Raw genomic sequence first — 25,674 nt, 5'->3', positions numbered from 1 at the left:
GAACCCTGGTGCGCCGGTTTTGGAACAGGCTGCATTCAGAGGAGATTATTATGAAGCTTCATGAAGGAGATATCGGAAAGACCTACATTGTATATAGTGTTATGGTGAAAGATGCCATTACAAGAAGGCTGGAAGCATTAGGCGTCAACGAGATGACGCCAGTTACCTTATTAAACAAAAAAGGAAGCGGCACCGTGATTATTAAGGTCAGAGGGACTCGTCTGGCTCTGGGCAGGAAGATCTCAGAGGGTATTGAGATAAAGGAGGAGACCAGCCATGAGTGATGACAACAGAACAATCCGTGTTGCATTCGTTGGTAATCCCAACTGCGGGAAGACAACTCTGTTTAATGCTTTTACCGGTGCAAGGCTGAAAGTGGCAAACTGGCCGGGTGTTACGGTGGAGCGCGTGGAAGGGGAGACCATCTACAAAGGCCAGACCATACGGGTGATTGATACACCGGGAATTTACAGCCTGACCAGCTACACCATAGAAGAGATTGTTACAAGAAAGTGTCTGGAAGATGAATCCGTTGACGTGATCATTAACGTTGTGGATGCTTCCTCTCTGGAGCGGAATTTATATTTGACACTTCAGCTTCTGGAATTGAAAAAGCCAGTGATTCTGGCTCTTAATATGATGGATATTGTGGAAGACAGGGGGATGGAGATTGATCTTCACCGCCTTCCTGAGATGCTTGGGAATATTCCTGTAGTACCGGTTTCAGCCAGAAAGCGGACCGGTCTTGATGTTCTCATGCATGCAGTGGTTCATCATTACGAGGAAGGACCTCAGGGAGTGGTGGTTACGTACACACCACGAATTGAAAACAAGGTATCCAAAGTGGAGACCGTACTGAAAGCCCATTATGGAAAGCTTAAAAATCTGCGGTGGCATGCCATCAAGTTTTTGGAATATGATGAAGAGGTGGCAAATGACCATCCGGTTGATTTAAGCAATATTATTGACCATAATTATGAAAAAGAGATTATAAATGAGAAATACGATTATATAGAAGGGGTGATTCGCGAATGCCTGGTTAACAAAGAGCAGAAGGCGGCAATGACGGATAAGATTGACGACTATCTGACTCACCCATTCTGGGGAGTTCCTTTGTTTCTTGGTATTATGGCCCTTGTGTTTTTTCTGACATTCACGGTAGGAGATTTCCTGAAGGGATATTTTGAGATTGCACTGGATCATCTATCGTCATTTATGTTTCAGATGATGACGGGGATTCATGCAGCGGACTGGATTACCTCCCTGGTAGTGGATGGAATCGTTGCAGGTGTAGGAGGAATCCTTACCTTTCTCCCGAATATTTTCATTCTGTTTCTTGCCCTGGCTTTTTTGGAAGACAGTGGTTATATGGCGAGAGTTGCTTATGTAATGAATGAAATAATGGGAAGGGTGGGACTTTCCGGCAAGGCGTTTCTTCCCATGCTTTTAGGGTTTGGCTGTACGGTGCCGGCTGTAATGGCAGCGAGAGCACTGCCCAGTGAAAGGGACAGGAGAAGGACAATACTCATCACACCGTTTATGTCCTGCTCTGCCAGACTGCCTATTTATGTTTTGTTTTCAGAGATGTTTTTTCCGAACCATGCGCTGGTTGCGGCTTATTCTTTATACGTAATCGGACTTATGGTTGCGATTTTGATTGCTCATGTGACACATAAGATGATAAAATCCCAGGAAGAGGATACACTTTTAATTGAACTGCCGGAATATAAGACACCCAATGCAAGAACGGTTGCAATTTATGTGTGGGATAAAGTGAAAGATTACCTTGGAAAAGCAGGTACTACCATATTTCTGGCCTCTATCGTATTGTGGTTTGTACTCAATACAGGGTTTCATGGATTTGTCACAGATGTATCACAAAGCTTTGCAGCCATGATTGGCAGAGTTTTAATTCCTGTGCTTACTCCTGCGGGACTGGGTGACTGGAGAATTGCGGTGGCGCTTATTTCCGGGCTTTCTGCCAAGGAAGTTGTGGTTTCCAGTTTTTCCGTATTATTTGGAATCAGTAATATTAATTCGGCAGCAGGAATGGTTGAATTATCAGGATTGCTGGGCAAGGTGGGATTTGGCGGAGTGAATGCATATGCGCTGATGATCTTCTGCCTTCTTTATTCCCCCTGTATTGCTGCGGTTGCTACCATAAAGAAAGAAACAGGATCGCTGAGATGGACACTTGGTATGGTGCTGTTTCAGCTGGCGGTTGCCTGGTTCTTTGCTGTAGTGGTGTACCAGATTGGAAGTTTGATTTTTTAATTGGATAGAGGATAAGCTGATGAATGATAAACTGCTTGTGGAAACTGCTGTTCTGGCAGGTGAGATTATGTTGATAAGTGGTGCGGAGATCTTTCGGGTGGAAGATACCATTGACCATATTTTAAGAAAAGCAGGCTTGAATACGGCAGAAGCCATCGTATTTTCCACAGGCATTTTTGCATCCTTAAACGATCCGTCCATAGAGGCGATTACAGTGGCAAGAAGGGTGACGGTCAGAAATACCAATTTAAACCGGGTTTATCTGGTGAATGATGTGTCAAGAAAGCTTTGTGCAGACCTTATGACGGTGGAAGAGGCATTTGAGCGGCTGAAAGAAATACGAAAGACGGTTCAGTTTCATAAGAGGCTTAAGGATATGGGCTTTATGGGAGTTGCAGTATTTTTTACACTGCTTCTTGGAGGTAACGCAAGGGACTGTGTGGCGGCTGCGGTAACCGGAGCTGTGCTGGCGGTTGCCATGGAGATTTCTCAAAAGATCCGTTTAAATGATTTCTGTGCCAATGCATTTTGCGCTTTCTTAATTGCATTGACCACTCTTTTCCTTGAGAGATGGGGATTATCTGGAATTAAAAGTGATATTATTATAATTGGTGCCATCATGCCGTTAGTGCCGGGAGTAATCTTTACCACAGCGATCCGCGATACATTAAACGGGGATTATGCATCAGGTACTGCAAGAATTGTGGAAGCTGTGGTGATTGCTCTTGCAGTAGCGGCAGGAGTGGGAGCTGGTATGGGACTGTATCAGTGGCTGGCCGGGGGGTATTTTATATGGTGATTCAGACAGTTGGAGCATTTCTTGCAGTGATCAGCTTTTCTCTGATACTGGAGCTTCCGAAAAAGTATCTGATTCTTTCCGGAACAATCGGTGCAGTCGGCTGGCTGGTATACCTTCTTGTACAAGCCGCAGCCGGATCGGTCATAGCTGCGGCTTTTTTATCCACTCTTTTGGTAGCGCTGTTCAGTCATATCTCCGCAAGAGTGTGTAAAGCACCTGTTACGGTGTTTTTGGTGGCTGGAATCCTGCCTTCGGTGCCTGGTGCTTCCATATACCGAAGCGTGTCCTATGTGATTAGCAATGACCCGGTGCTTTCCAGCCATTATCTGGTGGAAACACTTCAGGTTTCCGGTGCCATTGCCATGGCAATTTTTATTATGGATTCATTGTTCCGATTGGGAAAGAAGAAGTAAAAACAACGGACAGGTGGTTTTTTGATCTGGAATAGTGATAGATATGGTTGGAGAGGCGGTCTTCCTGAGGAACCTCCTCCTGATTGATGGAAAATACGGTTTCCGCCAGCTCTTCATAGGATATATGATTGCTGTGCGGGATTAGCAAGACTTCGTGAATGCTGGAAGGCAGAATGATTAAATCGCCTTCCATGCTATCTGCGAAGTCTTTTAATATGTCTTCATAGAACATACAGGCAGCTCCGTGGACACCGTAGGGATTAGTGAGGACATACATGGGAGGAGACAGGGGAGATGGGTCAAATAAGCCGGACCAGTCTTCCTCTTTTATTTCCGTGTCTGAAGATTTTCTTGCGATTTCTTTTATTACCTCCATAAGAGAACTGATCTGTGCTGGAAATAATTCTGGTGTGTTTAATTTTGCATACTGAAATAAATCTTCGGTGGATAAGTTCCATAGTTTTTGATGGGAATTGTGGATAATGGCTGTGAGAAGCTGGTCATCTTTCTTGTTTAAAGAAAGACAGAAGATCAGTGATAAATCCAGATCTGGTAATGATATGTGGGGTAGATCGGTTAGAAGGGTACGGTTAGCCGGTTCATTGATCAGGCGGAAGATGATACGGTCTGTTAAAGGGTTTTCTGAGTGTAGTTCTTCTATAAAATTATCATCTGGCAAATGCTGTGTCTGATATAATTCCATAATCTCATCTACAACCTGGGGAAATGATTTCCCTTTTTTATAAGTATCATAAAACGTCTGAAGATAAATAGCCGGAGCTGTATGTTCCTGTGGCCTGCTGATGCAGATACCATTAAGGGTCAGTCCGTTGTTTTTCGTAATGCTTTGAAGTGTCAGGTTGTAGCCAGAGCCAAAACGTTCTTCCAGTGATTCCTTTACTGCTTTTTGAAATTGTTCGTATACCATATGTATACCTCCTTAGATTTGATTTATGTAAATCGCATGATGCGAGATACAGCACAGTAGTTGAAAATTGGATTAGAAATGATTACCAGATAAGCAGATGGATAAGCAATAAAATCAAGTCCATTATACATTAGTTGATAAAAAATGACAATATGTTTAGACATATTTGGAATTTTGTCGAAAAATCATTCAACTTAAAAAGATTGTATAATTACAAAATTGGAAAATGGTATTATTGTATACACTGAAAAGACGAATAAAGGGTGAGGACAGTGAAAACAAAAGAAAAAAACAAACAGCTTCATGAAAGCAGGCCTAAGAATAGACATTCGGGCCTTATTGAACTGATCGTTAAGAACGGCAGACGAATTGAAAAACTATTTGCGCTGGCAGTTATTATATCTGCTGTCTGCGCCTGCTTTGTTCATGTTAATTATGATCTGAGCGAATATCTTCCCGACTGGGCCCCAGCGAAAAAAGGCCTTAATGTAATGGAAGAAGAATTTGGATATCCAGGCACGGCAAGGGTGATGGTTGGCCCTGTTACTCTATATGAAGCAAAGGCCTATAAGGACCGGATTGCGGATATAGACGGTGTGGATATGGTGATGTGGGCAGATACCACCACCGATGTTTATAAAGCGAACATATTTATTAATTACGATGATATCCAGGATTACTATAAGGACAATTATGCTGTTATGGATATTATTTTTAAAGAAGGGGATTCCAGCAGTCTCACCAAGTCTGCAATCAGCCAGATGCAGAAGATGACAGGCGACAAAGGCTATTTCATGGGATCGGCGGTTCAGAACAAATCGTTAAATGAGACCCTTACCAGAGAGATCAGTATTGCCATGGCTATGGGAGTCGTAATGATTGCACTGGTATTGTGTGCAACAACGACTTCGTGGTTTGAACCATTTCTCTTCCTGATGATTATGGGAATTGCAATCATCATTAATATGGGAACCAACCTGATGATTGGTACCATATCATTTATTACGTTCAGTGTGGCTGCTATCTTACAGCTGGCAGTAGCCATGGATTATTCAGTTTTTCTTCTGGACAGTTTTACAAAGGAGCGGGAAAAAGGAGACGATCCGGTAACGGCAATCACCAATGCTCTTCACAAATCCATACCGTCCATACTGGCAAGTGGCGCAACAACCATTATTGGCTTTCTGGTTCTGATGCTGATGCGTTTTTCTATTGGATACGATTTGGGATTTGTTCTGGCAAAGGGAATTGTAATCAGTCTTGCAACGGTTCTGTTTTTAATGCCTTCTCTGTTGCTTCGTTGGGGAGACAGAATCAAGAAGACAGAACATCGTTCTTTTATGCCGTCCTTCCATGGACTTGGAATTCTTGTACATAAGGTGCGTTATGGTGTTCTGACTGCAATCGCACTTGTGGTTATACCGGCTTTTATAGCCCAGAACATGAATGCATTTACATTTGGTAACGGTGCATTGGGATCCAGTCCGGGTACCCAGGTATATTACGATGAACAGCAGATTAACAGCCGTTTTGGAAAGAGCAATTTAATTCTTGCGGTTGTTCCCAATACCAATATGGTAACGGAAAAAAACTTGACGGATGAACTGAAAGATCTTGACTATGTGAGATCTGCTACATCTCTTGCGGGCACTTTACCAGATGGTATACCGGAGAAGATCATACCTAAAAGCATTACCAGCCTGCTGCATACAAAGGACTACAGCAGAATTATGATCTATGTAAAATCCTCTGATGAAAGTGATTTTGCGTTTCAATGTTCGGATGAGATCAGTGCCATTGTAAATAAGTATTATCCGGAAGGCGCTTATATAACAGGGGTAATCCCATCTACCCAGAATATCAAGACAATTATCACGGAGGATTATAACTTTGTAAATATTCTTTCCATATTGGGAGTCGGCCTGGTAGTTATGATTACGTTTAAGTCTCTGATTATACCAGTTGTTGTTTTGATCCCCATTGAAGTCGCTGTATTTATCAATTTTGCAATTCCTTATTTTAAAGGAGAGGATATATTGTATCTGGGATATATTATTGTCAGCTGTCTTCAGCTGGGTGCTACGGTGGATTATTCCATTCTGATGACCAATAACTATATGGATATGAAGAAAAAATATCCGGAAAAGGCAAGGGCCATCAAGCACACCGTTTCCAAAAGTGCACTTTCTATCCTGACTTCAGGAACTATTTTAACTATAGTTGGTTACGGTTTATATTTTATCTCATCGGTATCTGCCATTGCAGGTCTTGGACATTTAATTGGCAGGGGTGCTTTTATCAGTGTAATTATGGTACTATTCCTGCTGCCGGTTCTTTTGACCCTGGCAGATCCTGTGTTGATGTGGGAGGAAGGAAAACGGCAAAAGATCGTTGCTTCTCATCAGGCTCTAATTGAAAAGAAAAAAGCCTTCAAAGCGAACAGAATTGAAAAAAAGAAAGCTTTGCTGGAAGCGGAACAATCAAAAGACGGTAAAACACAAGGTGGACAGAAAATGGACACAGAAGATAAGAAGCAGGAACAGGAGGAAGTGAAAAACAATGAAAAGTAAATGGAGCGCAGCATATCGGCTGACAGCAGCGACACTCATCACTTCAATGATCAGTATTAATATGGCTGGAAATATTTACGCAGGACCGCCAGCTGTATCTGTGGACGAAACACTATATGTAAATCTGGACTATTACGGAAAAGAGACTGACAGCAGCGTGGTAAAAGGAGTCACATTAAATGGAATCCGTTCCTTTTCTGATTATGGAACTTATAAGGATGTTACCAATATGTCAAATTATGCCGAGCCGGCTGTTGACGGAGACACAGTGACCTGGCAGCTTCCCGAAGATACAAAGGACCGTTTCTATTATGAATGCCAGTTAAATAACGGAGAAGTGGTTCTTCCATGGGATTTTGATATCTCCTATAAATTAAATGGTATACCAAAAGAAGCCCAGGATCTTTTACATGCGGATGGACTGGTAGAAATAGACGTTCACTGCATTCCCAATAAGAATGCCAATATATATTATCAGAACAACATGCTTTTACAGGTTGCTACAATGGTAGATATGGAAGATGTCAATTCCGTTGAAGCCCCCGGAGCACAGATCCAGTCCCTGGGTACTTATAAGGCTGTTCTTTTTGCAGCAGTTCCAGGTCAGGAAAAGACATTTCATATTGAAATAAGTTCCCATGATTTTGAATCCAGCGGAGTAATCATGATGATGGTTCCGGGAACCCTGGATCAGATCAGTGATATTGCTGATGTGAAAGAGGCAAAGGATACATTTAAGGATTCAGCAGATGAGCTGCTTGACGGTATGAATGAAATGCTGGATACGCTGCACAATATCAGCAACGGTATGGATGTTACGAAAAAGGGACTGAGCCAGCTGCAGGGAGCAAGAGAAAACTTCGATGCATCGAAGGATGAAATAATCTCAAAAACAGATGCAAGTATAGACAGTCTGGAAGCTGCCAATCAGAAGATCAGCCAGCTTGCGCCGGACATTATGGCCAATAAGCAGGGACTTGATGATGTAAATAACAAAGTAAATACTCTGGTGGAAACACTTCAGGATTCCGGGGAAGACTTCTATAATTTATCTTCATCCTTAAGAGATTTAAAAGATTCCCTGGGGGATCTGCAAAGCGGCCTGGAGGAGTCTGATGCAGATCAGATTACAGGTGAGATTAAAGATATTGAGCAGCAGCTTGATGCGATTCAGAGCGTTTTAAAGAAGCTTGGTTCAACTGCTTCTCCATCTCAGGCTTTAAGCGAGGAGGACTTGAAAGAGCAGGCGGAAAGTATGCAGCAGCTTATGAGTGATATGAATGATGTGCTTGATGACCTTGAGTTTTCCCTGGGGGCAGATGCGGTAGCCAAGCTTCGTACCCAGCTTCAGTCGGTAGCTGCTTCCGGTATGAGCAACCCTAATGCGACCGCACTGGTACAGACAGCAGCTGTATTATCAAAAATTTTAAACTCCATGAACAACATTTTATCCAGTGTTCGTTATACAATATCCGGAATTGATGTACAGGGAGGAGTCAAGGATAGTAAGGCAGTTGTAAGTAAACTTGCATCTATTTCATACGACATTGATACCACCATTGGAGATGTAGTCAGTTTAAATAAAACAAAAAATGACAATAAGGCAGCCTTTGATTTAATGCTTGATGATACGGCGGCTTCTGTAGAACAGATCAGTTCGTCAACCAACCAGGTGATTTCCCTGTTCCGCAGTGTTCAAAACACCGTGAAAAACAACCGGGCGGCAGTGGAAGGCGGCACAAAGGACACCTTAAACGGATTAATAGACATTTTGGAAAAGGCGGCAGAAACTTCCTCTACCACAAATAAGTTAAAAGGGGCCAATGAGAGTATCAGAAACAGTCTGGATGAGAAACTGGATAAGATTGCTGACGACAGCAATCTGCTGGAAATGAATTTAGATGATAAGATGGTATCCTTTACATCGGATAAGAACCAGACTCCTTCCAGTATCCAGATTATTTTAAGGTCACAGGAAATCTCAGAAGATGATGTAAATACCAATGCAGTTGATATTGAACCGGCTCCTGTGGATGTGGGAGTATGGCAGCGGGTGAAGAATGTATTCGCAAAGATGTGGAATGCAGTTACGGGTATTTTTAGATAAGAGAACAAAAGAAATATTATAATGAAACGGGTGATGATTGACATGGTTAGTCTTCACTCGTTTTTTGTGTTTAAAAATTATAATAATATTATTATTTAGTTATGTTTTTCAGATGGCATATAATATTATTTGTACTTAAAAATAGATAGAATGATATATTTTACCCGACATATCTGTTTTTTTAAGGCAATATATGGTATAATTCAATCAGATATCCATTGAACCATAGCTTGATTATGATTTGTATCCTGGGGGAAAACATATGACTAATATTGTTGGGATTACAGTTTATGGAGTGTTATATTTAGTGGTTATGCTTCTGTTATTTGTGTTATTCTTTATTGGGCGGGACTGGCTGATGCTCACCGGATTGTCCGGCTTTTTACTTATGGGACTCATATTGTCCATAACCGTAACCAGATATAATTATATTGATATGATACACAATAAGAATATGGTGGAAGTCAGCAGAACGGAATGTATTCCTGAGGTTGTTAAAGTAGGTAATATATACAGGAGCAACTGGAAAACGGTTCAGATCGCGTATGGTTTACCTAAAACTCAAAAGGAGTATTATTCTGTAATGAGAAGCAGGAGTGGACTATTTGTCATTGAGGGAGGGGTATTGCATACCGAAGGGGGCAGTGATTATAATTGAATAACTTAATAGTCAGAATATTTCTATACTACTCATTATTTCAGCTATTATAGTTGTATTCCTTCGCAAATTGCCATAGGCGGAATGAAAAAATAAACTTTACCAGCCGGTAACAGTCCATTGTTATCGACTGGTTTTTATTTAATGAGATATTTATATAGGTTGGATATTTTGATTTTTTAGTGTTAAAAATTTGTTTAAGTGGATATATATGGTTAAGGAGAAGGATTCAAAATGAATTTTAAAAATAAACTGCTTCAGAATGGCTTAAGAAACTGTAAACTAAAAAAAACCTTTTAAAACAAGGATTTTTGGTTAATAATTCTATATAATTATAGTGCATCTGATAGGAATCGAACCTACGCACGCGGCTCCGGAGGCCACTGCTCTATCCACTGAGCTACAGATGCATCTTTTACATTCTACTATAGATTGTTTTAAAGCGCAAGAGTTATTTGTTGATTTTTGGCTGTTTTTTTGTTAGAATAGAGAGGAGATTGTTTCTCCAGGAGGTCAGGTCTAATGAAGGACTTATTAGGAAAATGGAATGGGCTGAAAGCGGAAACCAGACGGTTTTTGAAGTTTCTCGCCATACCATTGGTTGCAGTAATACTGATCATGGCGGTGGTTGTTTTGGACAAAGCCGGACAGCCCGTTAATGAGCCGGAAACGGTCTCTGCCAAGGCGGAGAGTACATCACCGCAAAGCGATGAAAATCAGCCGCAGAAGGTAAAAGTTGCACTGCAAAAGGATTCGGTGCCCGAATTAAATGATTTGATGAAGTCATACTTTAACGCCAGAAAGAGCTGCGACCGGGACGCACTTTCTAAAGTTTATGGCGGTAAAACCGGGGAAGAGAGTTTGGATCAGCTGGCTTCCAGAATGGAAGAAGAGGTAAAGTTTTATCAGAGTTTTGAAAATCTGGAATGCTTTTCTACACCTGGAATTGCAGATGGTGACTATGTGGTTTATGCCAGATTCGATGTGAAATTCCGTCAGGCAGAAACGATGGCTCCAAGCCTGATAGTCTGCTATGCAAAGACTGCATCGGATGGAAGCTGCTACCTGGTTGCAGATAACAGCAAAGAAGAGTCTGAATTTATGCAGGAAGCAAACCAGTCTGATGAAGTGCAAAAGATGGCAAAAGAGGTAAACGAAGGTCTTGAGAAGGCTTTAAAGTCCGATGAGAACCTTCTGGCAGTTTATAATACCCTGAAAAAAGGGGAAGAAGAGCCAGAAGCTGCTGCAGAAACCACTGGGGAATCAGACAGTGAGTCATCTGGGGAACCTGCCAGTGAATCAGCCGGTGAATCAGCCAGCCAGTCGAACAATAGTTAAAACAGATGCTTCTCTGCGTGGCACCCTGCAGAGGAGCATTTTTGATAAAGGAGAGTAGTTTTATGAACGTCAGAGATTTTTATTTTGATTTACCTCAGGAGCTGATTGCACAGGATCCGTTAGAGGACCGGTCGGCTTCCAGACTGCTGGTTCTGGACAAGCATACGGGAGAGATCGAACACAGACATTTTAAAGATATACTGGATTACTTAAAAAAGGGAGACTGTCTGGTTATTAACGATACCAAGGTAATTCCGGCAAGGCTATTTGGCGTAAAAGAAGGCACTGAGGCAAAGATCGAGATCCTTCTATTAAAAAGAAGAGAGAATGATATCTGGGAAACTCTTGTGAAACCAGGAAAGAAAGCAAAAGTCGGAACTGTCATTTCATTTGGAGAGGGACTTTTAAAAGGAACCGTTATTGACGTGGTGGAAGAAGGAAACCGTCTCATCCAGTTTTCTTACGAGGGGATTTTTGAAGAGATTTTGGATCAGCTTGGTCAGATGCCCCTGCCACCCTATATTACCCACCAGCTTCAGGATAAAAACCGGTATCAGACTGTTTATGCCAAGAATGAAGGATCTGCTGCCGCACCAACTGCAGGTCTGCATTTTACAAAAGAATTATTAAAGAAGATACAGGAAAAAGGAGTGGAGATTGCCCACGTCACACTTCATGTGGGACTTGGAACATTCCGCCCGGTTAAGGTGGATGAGATAGAAGCTCATCACATGCATTCTGAATTCTATATTGTAGAAGAAGAGGAAGCAAAAAAGGTGAATGATGCCAAACGAAATGGGGGAAGGATTGTCTGCGTAGGAACCACAAGCTGCAGAACCGTGGAATCTGCATCAACGAATGACGGTATTTTAAAGGCAGGAAGCGGCTGGACTGAAATATTTATTTATCCCGGTTATGGTTTTAAAATACTGGATTGTCTGATTACCAATTTCCATTTGCCTGAATCCACCTTAATTATGCTGGTATCTGCGCTTGCGGGGAGAGATCATGTACTTCATGCATATGAGGAAGCAGTTCAGGAGAGGTACCGATTCTTCAGCTTTGGCGATGCCATGTTTCTGACGGACCAGAAGGATCAGGGTACAGTGAATTAAAAAGTGACAAAAGGGTTGCCGGTATCTGTTATTTGTTAAATGAGACTGGGGGAAGATTTTATGGAAGAAAAGAAACATATGGTAGGAGGAATATCCAGAAAATCGCTGGAGCGCCTTCCCGTTTATCATCATTATCTGGAAAAGAAAAGCAGCGATGGATTAGAAACCATTTCCGCACCTGCCATTGCTTTGGATCTTCAGTTAAATGAGGTTCAGGTCCGAAAAGATCTGGCATTAGTAGCCAAAACAGCAGGAAAGCCTAAAATGGGATATGTAATTAAGGAATTAATTGCAGATATGGAGGAATTTCTGGGATTTCATAACACCAATCAGGCAGCGCTGGTAGGCGTGGGATATTTAGGAAAAGCATTGCTTTCCTATAAAGGATTTGAACAGTACGGAGTTGAAATTGTTATGGCTTTTGATGCTGACGGAAGAAAGGTGAATACCAGAATCGGCGGAAAGATGGTGATTTCCATGGATAAACTGGAGAACCTTTGTCAGCGTATGAATATACACATTGGGATTATTACCGTTCCTGCTGAATATGCCCAGGGGGTATGCGACAGGCTGGTGGCAGGAGGAGTGAAGGCCATCTGGAATTTTGCTCCGGTTCATCTGACTGTACCGCCCCATATACTGGTTCAAAATGAGAATATGGCAGTATCGCTTGCTGCACTGTCAAAGTATCTGTATGAAGTGGAAAAGAACGGTTGGCAGGAGACAAAGGAGGAAGATGATTGAATACCGTGCTATTGCAGTATGCGGTTGAAGTGGAAAAGACCGGTTCCATTACACAGGCAGCAGCTAATTTATACATGGATCAGCCGAATCTCAGCAAGGCGATCAAGACTCTGGAAGAAGGCCTTGGAGCGCCTATCTTTAAACGGACTTCCAAAGGAGTTGTGCCCACTGCCAGAGGAAGAATCTTTCTAGAACATGCAAGAAATGTTCTGATTCAGATCGATGAAATGGAACATCTGTATAAAACAGGAGATGGAAGCGGTGTGGAGTTTTCTTTATCTATGCCCAGAGCCAGTTATATCAGCACTGCATTTTCTGGTTTTATAAAGGAAATCGGCGAAGAATCCATGATGAACGTATGGCTTCGGGAGACCAATTCCACAGATACCATCAGAGATGTGGAGACAGGAGAGTACAATCTTGGTATCATCCGGTATCCGGTTGCTTCTGAAAAGTATTATGCAAGGGAGACTGCTGCAAAGGGTCTGATTATGGAATCTGTTTTTGAGTATTCTTTAAGGGTCCTGATGTCAAACGTCCATCCTCTTGCAGATAAGAGTGTGATAGAAGCAGAAGATTTAATGAATTTTATTGAGATAGTCCACGGAGATATTGTTTCCAGCAAAAACGATGATATTGGAGCGGGAATGAAATATCCCAAATCCCCAAAGAGAATTTATGTATATGAACGGGGCAGCCAGTTTCAGCTTTTGTGTGACAATCAATTGACCTATATGTGGGTATCTCCCATGCCGGAAGAGCTGCTAAAGCAGTATCAGCTGGTGGAAAAACAATGCGTTAAAAAGAAACGTTTCAGGGATTCGGTCATTTGCCGGAAAGGGTATTCACTTACCGGCTGGGATAAGAAATTTCTTGAACAGTTAAGCAGTGTAAAGGGAAAATTGGCAGAATAAGAATGTTAAATATATATCAGTATTTATATACTGATATATATTTTTTTACCTTTGTAATTCCTCTCTGTTTGAACTACAATTATCTCATAGAAACGACAGGAATTTCACAAGGAGGGTTTTACAATGGCTAGATTTACATTACCCAGAGACCTTTATCATGGAAAAGGCTCCCTGGAGGAAATAAAAAACTTAAAGGGAAAGAAAGCAATTGTTGTCGTAGGCGGCGGTTCTATGAAGCGTTTTGGCTTTCTTGACAGAGTGGAAGCATATTTAAAAGAAGCTGGATTAGAAGTAAAATTGTTTGAAGGGGTAGAGCCTGATCCCAGCGTTGAAACCGTAATGAAGGGTGCCCAGATGATGCGGGAGTTTGAACCGGACTGGATCGTTGCAATCGGCGGCGGATCACCCATTGATGCGGCAAAAGCAATGTGGGCATTTTATGAATACCCAGATACAACTTTTGAGGATTTATGCATTCCTTTTAATTTCCCGACTTTAAGAACAAAAGCACAGTTCTGCGCCATTCCTTCTACTTCCGGTACTGCTACCGAAGTTACGGCATTCAGCGTTATTACCGATTATCACAAGGGCATCAAGTATCCCCTTGCTGACTTTAATATAACACCCGATGTGGCAATTGTTGACCCGGATCTTGCTGAGACCATGCCTAAAAAGCTGACAGCTCATACCGGTATGGATGCAATTACCCATGCAATGGAAGCATATGTTTCCACACTTCACTGCGATTATACCGATCCTCTTGCGCTTCATGCGATCAAGATGATACATAATGATTTAATTGATTCCTATAACGGGGATATGGCTGCACGTGACCGTATGCATAATGCACAGTGTCTTGCAGGTATGGCATTTTCCAATGCACTCCTTGGAATCGTACATTCCATGGCTCATAAAACAGGAGCTGCTTATTCCGGCGGACACATTGTGCATGGCTGTGCCAATGCGATGTATCTTCCGAAAGTTATTAAGTTTAATGCCAAAGACGCTGAGGCAGCAAAGCGTTATGGTGAGATTGCCCGTTTCATTGGTTTAGAGGGCAGTACAGATGAAGAACTGGTTGATGCATTAATTGCTGAGATCCGTTCCATGAACAAGGTGCTGGATATTCCTACCTGTATTAAGGAATATGAAGGCGGAATCATTGACGAAGCAGAGTTCAATGATAAATTAGCGGCAGTAGCTGAGTTAGCAGTTGGTGATGCATGCACCGGCTCCAACCCACGGGCAATTACCCCGGCTGAGATGGAGAAGCTGTTAACCTGTTGTTACTATGATAAAGAGGTAGATTTTTAAGATAATCTCCAATAAAATGTATGCAATGTGTATCACAGGCGCAGAACCGTTTGGTTCTGCGCCTGTGGTGCGTAAAAAGGAATTTGACAGCAAAAATCATCTGTGATATGGTAGTCAGGAAAAAGATTAGAAAGTGTGGACCAGAAAGATGAAACAGGCATTACTAGTAGTGAGCTTTGGGACAAGTTATAACGAAAGCAGAAGCAAGACCATAGAAGCCATTGAACAGGCTGTAGCAGCTGAATTCCCTACTTATGAATTAAGACGGGCTTTTACCAGCCGGATCATTATAGATATATTAAGAAAACGGGATAATATTATGATTGACGGAGTAGAAGAAGCCATGGAAAAGCTGGCAGCAGAAGGCTTTAAACGGGTGTTGATCCAACCGACTCTTGTAATGGGTGGAGAAGAATATGACTGTATCGTCAATGCTGTAAAAAAACAGGAAGATTCGTTTGACCAGTTGATGATCGGTGCTCCTCTTCTTTCTTCTGAGGAAGATTATTTAAAACTTACAGAGATTTTGACGGAAGATACAAAGGAATATGATTCGGAAGGTACGGAGATTGTGTTTATGGGCCATGGTTCCGAGCATGAAGCCAATGCCGCCTATGATCGCCTGGCCGGAATTTTAAAGAAACAGGGATATACCAGGTATCATGTGGGAACGGTAGAAGCAGAACCCTCCATTGAGGATGTAATAGAAGCACTAAAAAGGAAACAGTCAAGACGAGTCGTTCTTCAGCCCATGATGATTGTATGCGGAGATCATGCTCATAATGATATGGCTGGAAACGACAGTGATTCGTGGAAAAGCCGGCTGGAAGCAGATGGTTATGATGTGATCTGCCGGTTGAAAGGAATGGGGGAAATTGAAGGTGTACGCCGGATGTTTGTGGAACACGCAAGGGAAGCCGGTAATAAATTGGAGGATCAGGAATGAAAAAAGGAAAAGCAGCGATTTTGGCGGTCTGCCTGGCCGTCAGTCTTCTTACCGGATGTCATAGAAAAATAGAGCCAATCAGTAAATCTGGATTTTTGTTAAATACATTTGTAACAGTTACCCTTTATGATAACGATGATCCTAAAATATTAAAGGAATGTCTGGATCTGTGCCGTTCCTATGAAAATATTTTCAGTAAAACCATTGAAACCAGTGAAGTTTATAAAATCAATCACAGACCTGAACAGGAAACATCTGTGAAGTTGTCACCGGATATGACAGCCCTGCTTTCCAAGGGGCTTTATTATTCCAAAATATCCAATGGTGATTTTGATATTACCATTGAACCGTTGTCTTCTTTATGGGACTTTACTGCTTCAAATCCCGTTATTCCCCCTTCGGATGAAATCAGTGCTGCGGTGAAAAAAGTAGGTTACCAGAATTTAAAGCTTGAAGATGATACCCTTAACTTTTTATCTCCGGATTCTTCCATTGACCTGGGGGCAATTGCAAAGGGCTATATAGCAGACCGCATGAAAGATTATCTTCTTGAGCAGGGAGTGAAAAGTGCAGTGATTAATCTGGGTGGAAATGTACTCTGTGTGGGGAAAAAACCAGATGGAAGCCCTTTTAAGATTGGTCTGCAAAAGCCCTATGCAGACAGAAATGAGACCATTGAAACGTTGAATATAGAAGATATGTCTGTGGTATCCTCCGGGGTTTATGAGCGCCATTTTGAAAAAGACGGGGTGAACTATCATCATATTTTAAATCCCAGAGATGGCTTTCCCTATGAGAACGGGCTGGTTTCCGTCACCATTCTTTCAAAGCTTTCGGTTGATGGGGACGCATTATCCACCACATGTTTTTCTATGGGCCTGGAAAAGGGAATGGAGCTGTTAAATTCCATGGATGATGTTTATGGCGTTTTTATTACCGAGGATGGCAAGGTACACTATACAGAGGGGGCTAAGGACTTTCTGGTAACGTCCCCTTAGATTCCCTTTACAATTTCCGGCGCCTATAATACAATAGAGGAAATGTGTTTTACAGGAGAACAGCTATTATGATTAAAAAAATATGGGACAAGGTTATGAACCGGGAGGTCATATCCTATTTGGTATTTGGTGTCCTTACCACGGTAGTCAACTGGATCGTGTATGTTGGAATGGTGAAGGCCGGAGTCGACTATCGGATCAGTACTGCAGCAGCCTGGCTGGTTTCTGTGCTGTTTGCATTTGGTGTTAATAAAATCTTTGTATTTCAAAGCTATGATCTGCATCTGGGATTTGTGGTAAAGGAGATCATTTCCTTTACTGCATGCAGGGCTGCATCAGGCGTCATGGAAATGGTTCTTATGGTGATAATGGTTTCCTGGCTCAATATGGATGAATATGTAAGCAAAATACTGGTGTCCATCGTTGTTGTGATTGTAAATTATGTATTCAGTAAGCTTTTCATATTCCGAAAGAGTGAGGTTCCCCCTTGTAAAGAGAGGTAAGTAAAATGGAACGCGATGACGATATTGAAAAGATTTCAAAGGAATTAGAGGATATTCTTAAGATGACATCAGATGAAAAAAAAGATAAAACACGAGACATCCGGGAAGGGAAAAAAACGGATGACAGACAGGATACAGGTTTTTGGGGGGACGAGGGAGAAGAACAACCGGATTATGAATCCATGCCTGTCATAAGGCTGGAGGTTCCGGTAGAAGGAATGGAAGAACTTTATGATTTTGATGATTCCAATGAAGACAGTGAATATTATCCCGTTGACGAATATGTAAATACAGAGGAAGAAATCGGGGAAGATCCTTCTGAAGAAGAGCACCAGGAGGTTTCCCGTTCCTTTCGGAAAAAAGAGCATAGAAGTGGAAGTCTGGTAAAGGACTCGGATGGTCTGATTGCCGCCTTTTTTGTGCCTGTTATTATCATGATCATTATATTTGCCCAGAGAGGGATCTTTCCCTTTGGAGAAGAAAGCTTTTTAAGAACGGATATGTATCATCAGTATGCGCCTTTTTTCTCTGAGTTCCAGTATAAGCTGACTCATGGAGGCAGCCTGTTATATAGCTGGGATATTGGTATGGGAGTTAATTTTGCAGCTCTTTATTCCTATTATCTGGCAAGTCCCTTAAACTGGCTGATCGTTCTCTGTCCGAAAAAATTTATCATTGAATTCATGACCTATATGATTGTGGTAAAGATTGGATTAAGCGGCCTTGCTTTTTCCTGGTATCTGCGCAGGCATTTTAGGACAGTTGATTTTGGAATCGCTTTCTTTGGGATCTTTTATGCATTATCCGGGTATATGGCAGCGTATAGCTGGAATATTATGTGGCTGGACTGTATTCTTTTGTTCCCGCTTATTATGCTTGGATTAGAAAAACTGGTTCAGGAAAAGAAATGCATTCTTTACTGCATTGCACTTGGGATATCAATTTTATCGAATTATTACATATCTATTATGATATGTATTTTTATGGTTTTCTATTTCCTGGCACTTCTGATTCTGGAAGGAAGAAAACCTTGGAAAGAGGTTCTGATAAACGGGGTTCATTTTGCAGTGTATTCACTTCTTGCAGGAGGATTGGCTGCAGTAGTACTGCTGCCTGAAATCTATGCCATGAAGATGACTGCGTCTGGAGATATTAACTTTCCCCAGACATTCAGCTCCTATTTTTCCATCTTTGATATGATAGCAAGACATTTGCCAGCAGTGGAAACAGAAATCGGACTGGATCACTGGCCGAATATTTACTGTGGAGTGGCAATTCTTATCTTTTTCCTTTTGTATCTTGGATGCAGAAAGATCCGGCAGAGGGATAAGATTGTCATGTGCTCCCTTTTATTGTTTTTTTATGCCAGCTTCTCCGTTAATGTACTTAATTTTATCTGGCATGGATTTCATTATCCAAACAGCCTTCCCTGCAGGCAGTCCTTTATCTATATTTTTCTCATACTGACAGCAGGATATCATGCTTATATCTATTTACATGAGATACCATGGAAACATGTTGTAACAGCCTTTTTTGCCACTGTAATCTTTGTGATTATGGCTCAGAAACTGATTACAGACGATGCCTTCCATTTTTCTATCTTTTATGTTGCCATAATTTTTTTGGCAGTTTATACAGGACTGATCAGTCTTTATCAGAGAGGAATCAACCGGAATGTACTTATTTTGCTGGCTCTTGGAGTGGTAGCTTTGGAGGCAGCAGTCAATACTACAGTTACAAGTGTAACAACTACAAGCCGTACAAACTATGTAAAAGATAATAAGGCCTCCATAGACTTAACAGAAGGTCTGCTGCCTAACCCGGATTTTTACAGGGTGGAAAAGGTTACAAGAAAAACCAAGAACGACGGTGCATGGATGAATTTTCCATCAGTATCCCTGTTTTCGTCCACCGCCAACGCGGATCTGTCTAAATTTTTCAAAAAGCTTGGCTGTGAAAGTTCAACCAATGCCTACAGTATAACAGGCAGCACTCCTTTGGTAGACGCACTTTTTGCTGTGAAATATGCGCTGTACTCAGAAGAAGCGGGAGAAAATGAAGTATCCTCTCTTGTTTCGGTTCAGGACGACATGCAGCTGTGGAAGAATAATTATGCACTTTCATTAGGCTTTATGATGCCATATGATGTAGAGAATAACTGGCAGCTGGAGCTGACTAATCCGGCTGAGGTTCAAAATGATTTATCGGTAGTATTGGGTGCAAGTCCGGTGCTTTCAGAAGTACCCAGTGAAGTAAAGGGAAAGAGCTTTACATTTACACCGGATACAGATGGTGATTACTATGTTTTTGTCAGCAATAAGAAGGTTGAAAAAGTCGCTGCCCTTCTGGGAGAGAAGACAAAAAACTTTGATAATGTTAGCCGTGGATATTTACTGGAACTTGGCTATTTAAAATCAGGAGAAGAAGTTACACTTCGAAATGATGACAATGATCAGGATTTAATAGCAAGTGCTTACCGTTTTCTTCCCGAAGGCCTGGAATCTGTTTATCAGGTGTTAAATAAGAATTCCCTTAAGCTTACAAAGTGGACCGATACCCAGATTAAGGGAACGGTTGATGCTGAGAAGGCAGGACTTTTGTATTTAAGCATTCCTTTTGACAAGGGCTGGTCTGTAAAGATCGACGGGAAGGAAGCAGAACCCTATAAAATCTTTGATACATTTTTAAGCGTTCATATGACTGCCGGAACACATGAAGTTTCCCTTGAATATATGCCGGAGGGCTTAAAAGCCGGAGGAATGATTACAGGAGGAAGTATCCTGATACTTCTGGTGCTGACAGGCCTGGCAGCAGGAAAGAACAAAAAACGCAAACCCATGCGGACTCATACAACTAACTAAGGAAAGAGGAGAACTAATTATGAAATTATGGGGCGGTCGCTTCACCAAGGAAACCAATCAGCTGGTTCACAATTTTAACGCATCCCTGTCTTTTGACCAGAAGTTTTATCATCAGGACATTGAGGGAAGCATTGCCCACGTTACAATGCTGGCAAAACAGGGAATTATCAGTGAAGAGGACCGGGATAAAATTATCGGCGGTCTGAAAGGAATCTGTGCCGATTTGGAAAGCGGAGCCCTTACAATCACGGCGGAGCATGAAGATATCCACTCGTTTGTTGAAGCAAATTTAACGGAACGGATCGGAGAAGCTGGAAAACGTCTCCATACGGGAAGAAGCAGAAATGATCAGGTGGCTCTGGATATGAAACTGTACACCAGAGATGAAATCGATGAACTAACCGCTCTAGTAAAGGGGCTTTTAAAGGAACTTCTGGCTTTAATGGAGAAAAATCTGGATACCTATATGCCTGGATTTACCCATTTGCAGAAAGCCCAGCCAATAACGCTGGCCCATCATGCAGGTGCTTATTTTGAGATGTTTGACCGGGACTATTCCCGCCTTTTGGATATTAGAAAGAGAATGAACTACTGTCCGCTGGGATCCGGAGCTTTGGCAGGAACCACCTATCCTCTGGATCGTGAATACACCGCAGAGCTTCTTGGCTTTGATGGTCCTACGTTAAACAGCATGGATTCAGTTGCAGACAGAGATTATTTAATTGAACTTTTAAGTGCCTTATCAACCATCTCCATGCACTTAAGTAGGTTCTGTGAAGAAATTATTATATGGAATACCAATGAGTACCGTTTTGTTGAAATTGATGATTCCTACAGCACGGGAAGCAGCATTATGCCTCAGAAAAAGAATCCGGATATTGCAGAACTGATCAGGGGAAAGACAGGACGGGTATATGGAGCACTTATTTCCATTCTGACTACCATGAAGGGAATTCCTCTTGCTTATAATAAGGATATGCAGGAGGATAAGGAACTGACTTTTGATGCGATTGATACAGTAAAAGGCTGTCTGGCTCTTTTTACAGGAATGATTTCCTCCATGTCCTTCCGTAAGGATGTGATGGAGGTCAGTGCAAAGAATGGTTTTACCAACGCTACCGATGCCGCAGATTATCTGGTAAACCACGGAGTTCCTTTCCGTGATGCCCATGGAATCGTTGGTCAGCTGGTTCTTTTCTGCATAGAGAAAGGAATCGCATTGGATGATATGACTCTGGAAGAATACAAAGCCATAAGCCCTGTTTTTGAAGAAGATATTTACGATGCAATCAGCTTAAAGACCTGTGTGGAAAAGAGAATGACCATCGGAGCTCCTGGCCAGGAGGCAATGAAAAGGGTAATTGAGATCTATAAAAGAAAGATGGAGGAATAAGAAAAAAGTGATGAAGATCCGTACAAGATGTACGGGTCTTTTTTTGACTGAAATGTCAAATGGAAGGCTGCAAAAACAAAAACAATGTTAATACTACATAAAGAAAATTGATCCACCTATAAAAAAGATGTTAAAATAATACTAGGATTCGCAATTATTTACCGTGGTTCTATGACTTTTTGTATGTTAGAATAATTTCGCTGGGGGATTATGAGACAACAATATGGGTCCCAACAGGCGAGGAAATTTAAAAGGAGGGGTTTTAACATGAAAAAAAGAGGACTGAGTGCTTTGATGCTAGCTGCGATTGCAGCCTTATCATTGACGGCATGTGGCGGTAATGCAAAGACGAATACCGCAACTGAGGGAACCACTGCAGCAGCGACTACCGCAGCAGCAGGCGAGACAACCAAAGGAGGAGAATCCAAAGAGGCTTCTTCCACAGATCCACAGGTAACACTTGTATATGCAGAAGTAAATCCATTAGACACAATTGTAGGTAAAACAGACCAGGCATTTAAGGATAAAGTTGAGGAACTGTCTGGCGGATCCATTAAAATTGATTTACAGGCCAGCGGTGTTCTGGGAGCAGAGAATGATGTTCTTGATAACATGCTTGGCGGTGGCGGAACCATTGATATGTCTCGTATCTCTGCATTCGCTCTTACCAGCTACGGCGCAAATAAGTCAAAACTGTTATCCATTCCTTACACATTTGCAGGACGTGATCATTACTGGAAATTTGTAAAAAGTGATCTTGCTCCAGAGTTTTTAATGGAGCCCCACGATATTGGTTTAGGAGTAAGAGGTTTATTCTACGGTGAAGAGGGCTTCCGCCATTTCTTCTCCAAGAAACCAATTAACAGCATTGATGATATTAAAGGCTTAAAAATCCGTGTTTCCAGTGATCCTGTTATGACAGGAATGGTAAGTGCATTAGGCGCAAACGCAACTGTCGTAAGCATGAACGAGCTTTATTCCGCTCTTCAGACAGGTGTTGTTGATGCAGCAGAGCAGCCTATTGCCAACTATAAGGGAAATGCATTCCAGGAAGTTGCTCCTAATATAATTCTTGACGGACATACACTTGGTGCCATTCAGGTTATTATTTCAGATGCATCCTGGGATAAATTAACTGAGAATCAGCAGAAAGCCATGACGGAGGCTGCTAAGTATGCTTCCGAGTTTAACCAGAAACTTTCCCAGGATAATGAGAAGGAAGTGTTAGACGGTTTAAAAGCTGCTGGCGTAAATGTAGTTGAAGTAAATGACATTACACCATGGCAGGAAGCCTGCAAAGATGTAATTGCTGAAAACACAAAGGATAATGCAGAATTATATCAGAAGATTCTTGATATGAAATAATCAGTGTTGACAAGTGGGGCACAGAAAATGAAAGCTTTCTGTGCCCTCACTATTAGAAAGGGGTTCTTTATGCCAGAAATTTTCAAAACAATTGATAAGATAAAGCCGGCTTATGATATTGTTTATAAGATTGTTTTGTTTATATGTAAGCTACTTTTGATTGGAGATGTTTTAATAACCACGATGTCGGTGGCTGGAAGATATATCTCCTTTATCCCTGACCCGGCATGGAGTGAAGAGATTGTTTTAACATTTATGTGCTATATGGCGGTATTGTCCGCAGCTCTTGCCATTCGGAGAGGATCTCATATCCGTATGACCGCGCTGGATACCTATCTGCCCAAAAATCTGATCAAGGTTCTTGATATTCTGGCAGATTTATCCATTCTTGCACTTGCATTTATTATGCTGACTGTTGGCTGGAAATATGCTCATGGTATTGGTTCAAAAGGCTTTTATACCAGTATGCCATGGCTTTCACGGTTCTGGATGTACTTCCCGGTGCCATTAGCAGGCGGCGCCATGATTATTTTCGAACTGGAAGCTTTATACAATGATATCAAACGTCTTTTTGAAAAGGAGGAAAATCTGTAATGGGCGGTAATATTGCAATCCTGGTTTTACTGGGAAGTTTCTTTCTTATGGTTTTCCTTCGGTTTCCCATTGCTTATGCAGTGGCATTATCAGCAGTATTGTGTCTGCTTTCCCAGGGAAGCGGCCTGGCAGTAATCTGTCAGCAGATGGTAAAAGGAATCAGTTCTTTCAGCTTGATGGCAGTTCCATTCTTTATTACCATGGGCGTTCTCATGGGATCCGGCGGTATATCTGAAAAGCTGATCGCTCTGGCAAATGCCTGTGTAGGCTGGATGCGCGGGGGAATGGCAATGGTAAATATTGTTGCTTCCTATTTCTTTGGTGGTATTTCCGGTTCCGCAGCAGCTGATACAGCTTCTCTGGGTTCTATCCTCATCCCCATGATGGTGGATCAGGGGTATGACGACGATTTCTCAACAGCCGTTACAATCACCTCTTCCTGCGAGGGACTTTTAGTGCCTCCAAGCCATAATATGGTTATTTATGCGACGACTGCCGGCGGTATATCAGTAGGAAGCCTGTTCCTTGCCGGATATATACCAGGAGCGCTTCTGGCAATTTCTCTTATGGTTGGATCCTACATAATTTCAGTAAAAAGAAATTATCCAAAGGGAGATAAATTCAGCATGAAGAATCTGGTAAAGCAGCTGGGTATCTCTTTCTGGGCTCTTGCAGCCGTACTGATTGTTGTTTTCGGAGTAGTTGGCGGTGTCTTTACTGCAACAGAATCTGCAGCAATTGCAGTTATTTACAGCCTCATAGTCAGCGTCTTTATTTACAAAGGTTTAGACTGGAAAGGTGTCTGGAATGTAATTGATGATTGCGTCAATACACTTGCCATCGTTCTTATCCTTATCTCAACTTCCAATGTATTTGGATATTGCCTGACATCACTTCATGTTCCGGATATGGCGGCACATGCAATCACTGGTGTAACATCGAATCCAATTGTACTTGCTCTGCTTTTAAACCTGATTCTTCTGATACTTGGATGTATCATGGATATGTCGCCGATTATTTTAATTGCAACACCTATTTTACTTCCGATTGCAACCTCCATTGGAATCGATCCGGTTCAGTTTGGTATTATTATGGTACTTAACTGCGGTATTGGTCTTTTAACACCACCGGTTGGTGCGGTATTGTTTATTGGTTCGGCGGTAGCAAAGCTTCCAATGGAGAAGGTGGTAAAAGCGACCCTCCCATTTTACCTTTGCATGATTATCACCCTTTTGATCATTACGTTTGTACCGGCAGCCAGTCTCTGGTTACCGTCCTTATTTGCAAAATGATAAGCAAGTATAAAATCAGGCATTGCTATTTTCAATGCCTGATTTCTGTTATGGGAGGAAATGAATTATGAAATACCAGTATACTTACAAAAATACAGGCATGGATATCTGGCAGCTGTCCATGTACTATATTTACGGGTCTATGGTAGGTGTATGCAATCTGATTTTTACGGCTGCAATTCTTACGCTTACCATAGTCAGATGGGAAACTTCGGGAAATTTCTTCCGGATTTGTGCAGTGTTAGGCTGCTGCCTTTTTCCTGTCATTCAGCCTCTTGCGGTTTATGGGAAAGCAAAGAAACAGGCATCAGCCAGTCAGGATATCATAATCCGGTTTGATGACACCGGAATACATGTGGGCGAGGGAGAGGGAAAGCAGGAAATAAGCTGGAACAAAATCAGAAGAATAGGAAAAAAGCCTTCCATGATACTGGTGTTCTTAAATTCCACACATGGATTTGTTCTGCCCAACCGCATATTAAAGGAAGAGAAAAATGACTTCTATGCCTTTCTCTCTTCCAAAATGAAGAAATGATATCAGATATAAA

The 25,674-nt window shown here is 41.8% G+C and carries 22 protein-coding genes and 1 tRNA gene; 21 read left to right on the top strand and 2 right to left on the bottom strand.

The annotated features are described in order from the left end of the window. Positions 1-50 precede the first annotated feature (50 nt). The 4 genes from ABS301_RS10870 to ABS301_RS10855 are packed head-to-tail and all read left to right on the top strand — an operon-like array spanning position 51 to position 3,486. Complete coding sequence (locus tag ABS301_RS10870) at positions 51-284, top strand: FeoA family protein (protein ID WP_104439758.1); 234 nt, start codon at positions 51-53, stop codon at positions 282-284. Then, complete coding sequence (feoB, locus tag ABS301_RS10865) at positions 277-2,274, top strand: ferrous iron transport protein B (protein ID WP_349672249.1); 1,998 nt, start codon at positions 277-279, stop codon at positions 2,272-2,274. Before ABS301_RS10870 ends, feoB begins: the two co-directional genes overlap by 8 nt. Before the next feature lie 19 nt (positions 2,275-2,293). Continuing rightward, entirely contained in the window at positions 2,294-3,073 is a 780-nt protein-coding gene (locus tag ABS301_RS10860; protein ID WP_349672248.1) for a threonine/serine exporter family protein, read from the top strand. Then, entirely contained in the window at positions 3,067-3,486 is a 420-nt protein-coding gene (locus tag ABS301_RS10855) for a threonine/serine exporter family protein (protein WP_349672247.1), read from the top strand. The genes ABS301_RS10860 and ABS301_RS10855 overlap by 7 nt, the downstream gene beginning before the upstream one ends. On the opposite strand, the gene ABS301_RS10850 is transcribed toward ABS301_RS10855, so the two are convergent. Then, positions 3,449-4,414 carry a DUF5688 family protein gene (locus ABS301_RS10850; RefSeq protein ID WP_349672246.1) on the bottom strand — a complete coding sequence of 322 codons (966 nt, stop codon included), beginning with the start codon at positions 4,412-4,414 and terminating at the stop codon, positions 3,449-3,451. The genes ABS301_RS10855 and ABS301_RS10850 overlap by 38 nt on opposite strands. Before the next feature lie 272 nt (positions 4,415-4,686). Here ABS301_RS10850 and ABS301_RS10845 point away from each other — a divergent pair, with 272 nt between their 5' ends. From ABS301_RS10845 to ABS301_RS10835, 3 genes are all read left to right on the top strand, one after another. Further along, entirely contained in the window at positions 4,687-6,984 is a 2,298-nt protein-coding gene (locus ABS301_RS10845; protein ID WP_349672245.1) for an efflux RND transporter permease subunit, read from the top strand. Next, the gene (locus tag ABS301_RS10840) at positions 6,974-9,091 is read left to right on the top strand and encodes a methyl-accepting chemotaxis protein (protein ID WP_349672244.1); all 2,118 of its coding nucleotides are present in this window, start codon (positions 6,974-6,976) and stop codon (positions 9,089-9,091) included. Before ABS301_RS10845 ends, ABS301_RS10840 begins: the two co-directional genes overlap by 11 nt. A 262-nt stretch (positions 9,092-9,353) precedes the next feature. Next, a complete protein-coding gene (locus ABS301_RS10835) occupies positions 9,354-9,749 on the top strand; it encodes a hypothetical protein (RefSeq protein WP_349672243.1) in 396 nt (131 codons plus the stop codon). 338 nt (positions 9,750-10,087) lie between these two features. On the opposite strand, the gene ABS301_RS10830 is transcribed toward ABS301_RS10835, so the two are convergent. Continuing rightward, positions 10,088-10,159, bottom strand: a tRNA-Arg gene (locus tag ABS301_RS10830). A gap of 112 nt (positions 10,160-10,271) precedes the next feature. On the opposite strand from ABS301_RS10830, the gene ABS301_RS10825 reads away from it, so the two are divergent. From ABS301_RS10825 to ABS301_RS10760, 14 genes are all read left to right on the top strand, one after another. After that, positions 10,272-11,087: a hypothetical protein gene (locus tag ABS301_RS10825; protein WP_349672242.1), complete on the top strand. Its 816-nt coding sequence runs from the start codon at positions 10,272-10,274 to the stop codon at positions 11,085-11,087. A 62-nt stretch (positions 11,088-11,149) separates the two neighbouring features. After that, positions 11,150-12,202: a tRNA preQ1(34) S-adenosylmethionine ribosyltransferase-isomerase QueA gene (gene queA, locus ABS301_RS10820; RefSeq protein ID WP_349672241.1), complete on the top strand. Its 1,053-nt coding sequence runs from the start codon at positions 11,150-11,152 to the stop codon at positions 12,200-12,202. Positions 12,203-12,262: 60 nt separating this feature from the next. Continuing rightward, the gene (locus ABS301_RS10815; protein ID WP_349672240.1) at positions 12,263-12,946 is read left to right on the top strand and encodes a redox-sensing transcriptional repressor Rex; all 684 of its coding nucleotides are present in this window, start codon (positions 12,263-12,265) and stop codon (positions 12,944-12,946) included. Positions 12,947-12,951: 5 nt separating this feature from the next. Beyond that, positions 12,952-13,860 (top strand): LysR family transcriptional regulator, encoded by a 909-nt coding sequence (locus ABS301_RS10810; protein ID WP_349672283.1) that lies wholly within the window; start codon positions 12,952-12,954, stop codon positions 13,858-13,860. A gap of 123 nt (positions 13,861-13,983) precedes the next feature. Next, positions 13,984-15,174 (top strand): iron-containing alcohol dehydrogenase, encoded by a 1,191-nt coding sequence (locus ABS301_RS10805; protein WP_349672239.1) that lies wholly within the window; start codon positions 13,984-13,986, stop codon positions 15,172-15,174. Between the two features lie 148 nt (positions 15,175-15,322). After that, positions 15,323-16,120 carry a sirohydrochlorin cobaltochelatase gene (locus ABS301_RS10800; RefSeq protein WP_349672238.1) on the top strand — a complete coding sequence of 266 codons (798 nt, stop codon included), beginning with the start codon at positions 15,323-15,325 and terminating at the stop codon, positions 16,118-16,120. Further along, positions 16,117-17,118, top strand: a complete 1,002-nt coding sequence (locus ABS301_RS10795; protein ID WP_349672237.1) for an FAD:protein FMN transferase — start codon at positions 16,117-16,119, stop codon at positions 17,116-17,118. The genes ABS301_RS10800 and ABS301_RS10795 overlap by 4 nt, the downstream gene beginning before the upstream one ends. 68 nt (positions 17,119-17,186) lie before the next feature. Continuing rightward, positions 17,187-17,621, top strand: coding sequence for a GtrA family protein (locus ABS301_RS10790; RefSeq protein WP_277408954.1), 435 nt, complete (start codon positions 17,187-17,189; stop codon positions 17,619-17,621). Positions 17,622-17,626: 5 nt separating this feature from the next. Continuing rightward, the gene (locus ABS301_RS10785; RefSeq protein ID WP_349672236.1) at positions 17,627-20,482 is read left to right on the top strand and encodes a YfhO family protein; all 2,856 of its coding nucleotides are present in this window, start codon (positions 17,627-17,629) and stop codon (positions 20,480-20,482) included. A gap of 19 nt (positions 20,483-20,501) precedes the next feature. Continuing rightward, positions 20,502-21,875, top strand: a complete 1,374-nt coding sequence (gene argH, locus ABS301_RS10780) for an argininosuccinate lyase (protein WP_349672235.1) — start codon at positions 20,502-20,504, stop codon at positions 21,873-21,875. A gap of 267 nt (positions 21,876-22,142) precedes the next feature. Next, a complete protein-coding gene (locus ABS301_RS10775; protein WP_349672234.1) occupies positions 22,143-23,240 on the top strand; it encodes a TRAP transporter substrate-binding protein in 1,098 nt (365 codons plus the stop codon). 69 nt (positions 23,241-23,309) lie between these two features. After that, positions 23,310-23,834, top strand: coding sequence for a TRAP transporter small permease (locus tag ABS301_RS10770; protein ID WP_349672233.1), 525 nt, complete (start codon positions 23,310-23,312; stop codon positions 23,832-23,834). After that, positions 23,834-25,126 carry a TRAP transporter large permease gene (locus tag ABS301_RS10765; RefSeq protein ID WP_349672232.1) on the top strand — a complete coding sequence of 431 codons (1,293 nt, stop codon included), beginning with the start codon at positions 23,834-23,836 and terminating at the stop codon, positions 25,124-25,126. The genes ABS301_RS10770 and ABS301_RS10765 overlap by 1 nt, the downstream gene beginning before the upstream one ends. Before the next feature lie 67 nt (positions 25,127-25,193). Continuing rightward, the gene (locus ABS301_RS10760; protein WP_349672231.1) at positions 25,194-25,661 is read left to right on the top strand and encodes a YcxB family protein; all 468 of its coding nucleotides are present in this window, start codon (positions 25,194-25,196) and stop codon (positions 25,659-25,661) included. Positions 25,662-25,674: the final 13 nt, after the last annotated feature.

The sequence above is a fragment of the Lacrimispora sp. genome, from assembly GCF_031982545.1.
Lineage (GTDB): Bacteria > Bacillota > Clostridia > Lachnospirales > Lachnospiraceae > Lacrimispora.
Note: the sequence above shows the minus strand (reverse complement) of the source record. Positions and strands in the feature narration are given on the sequence as shown.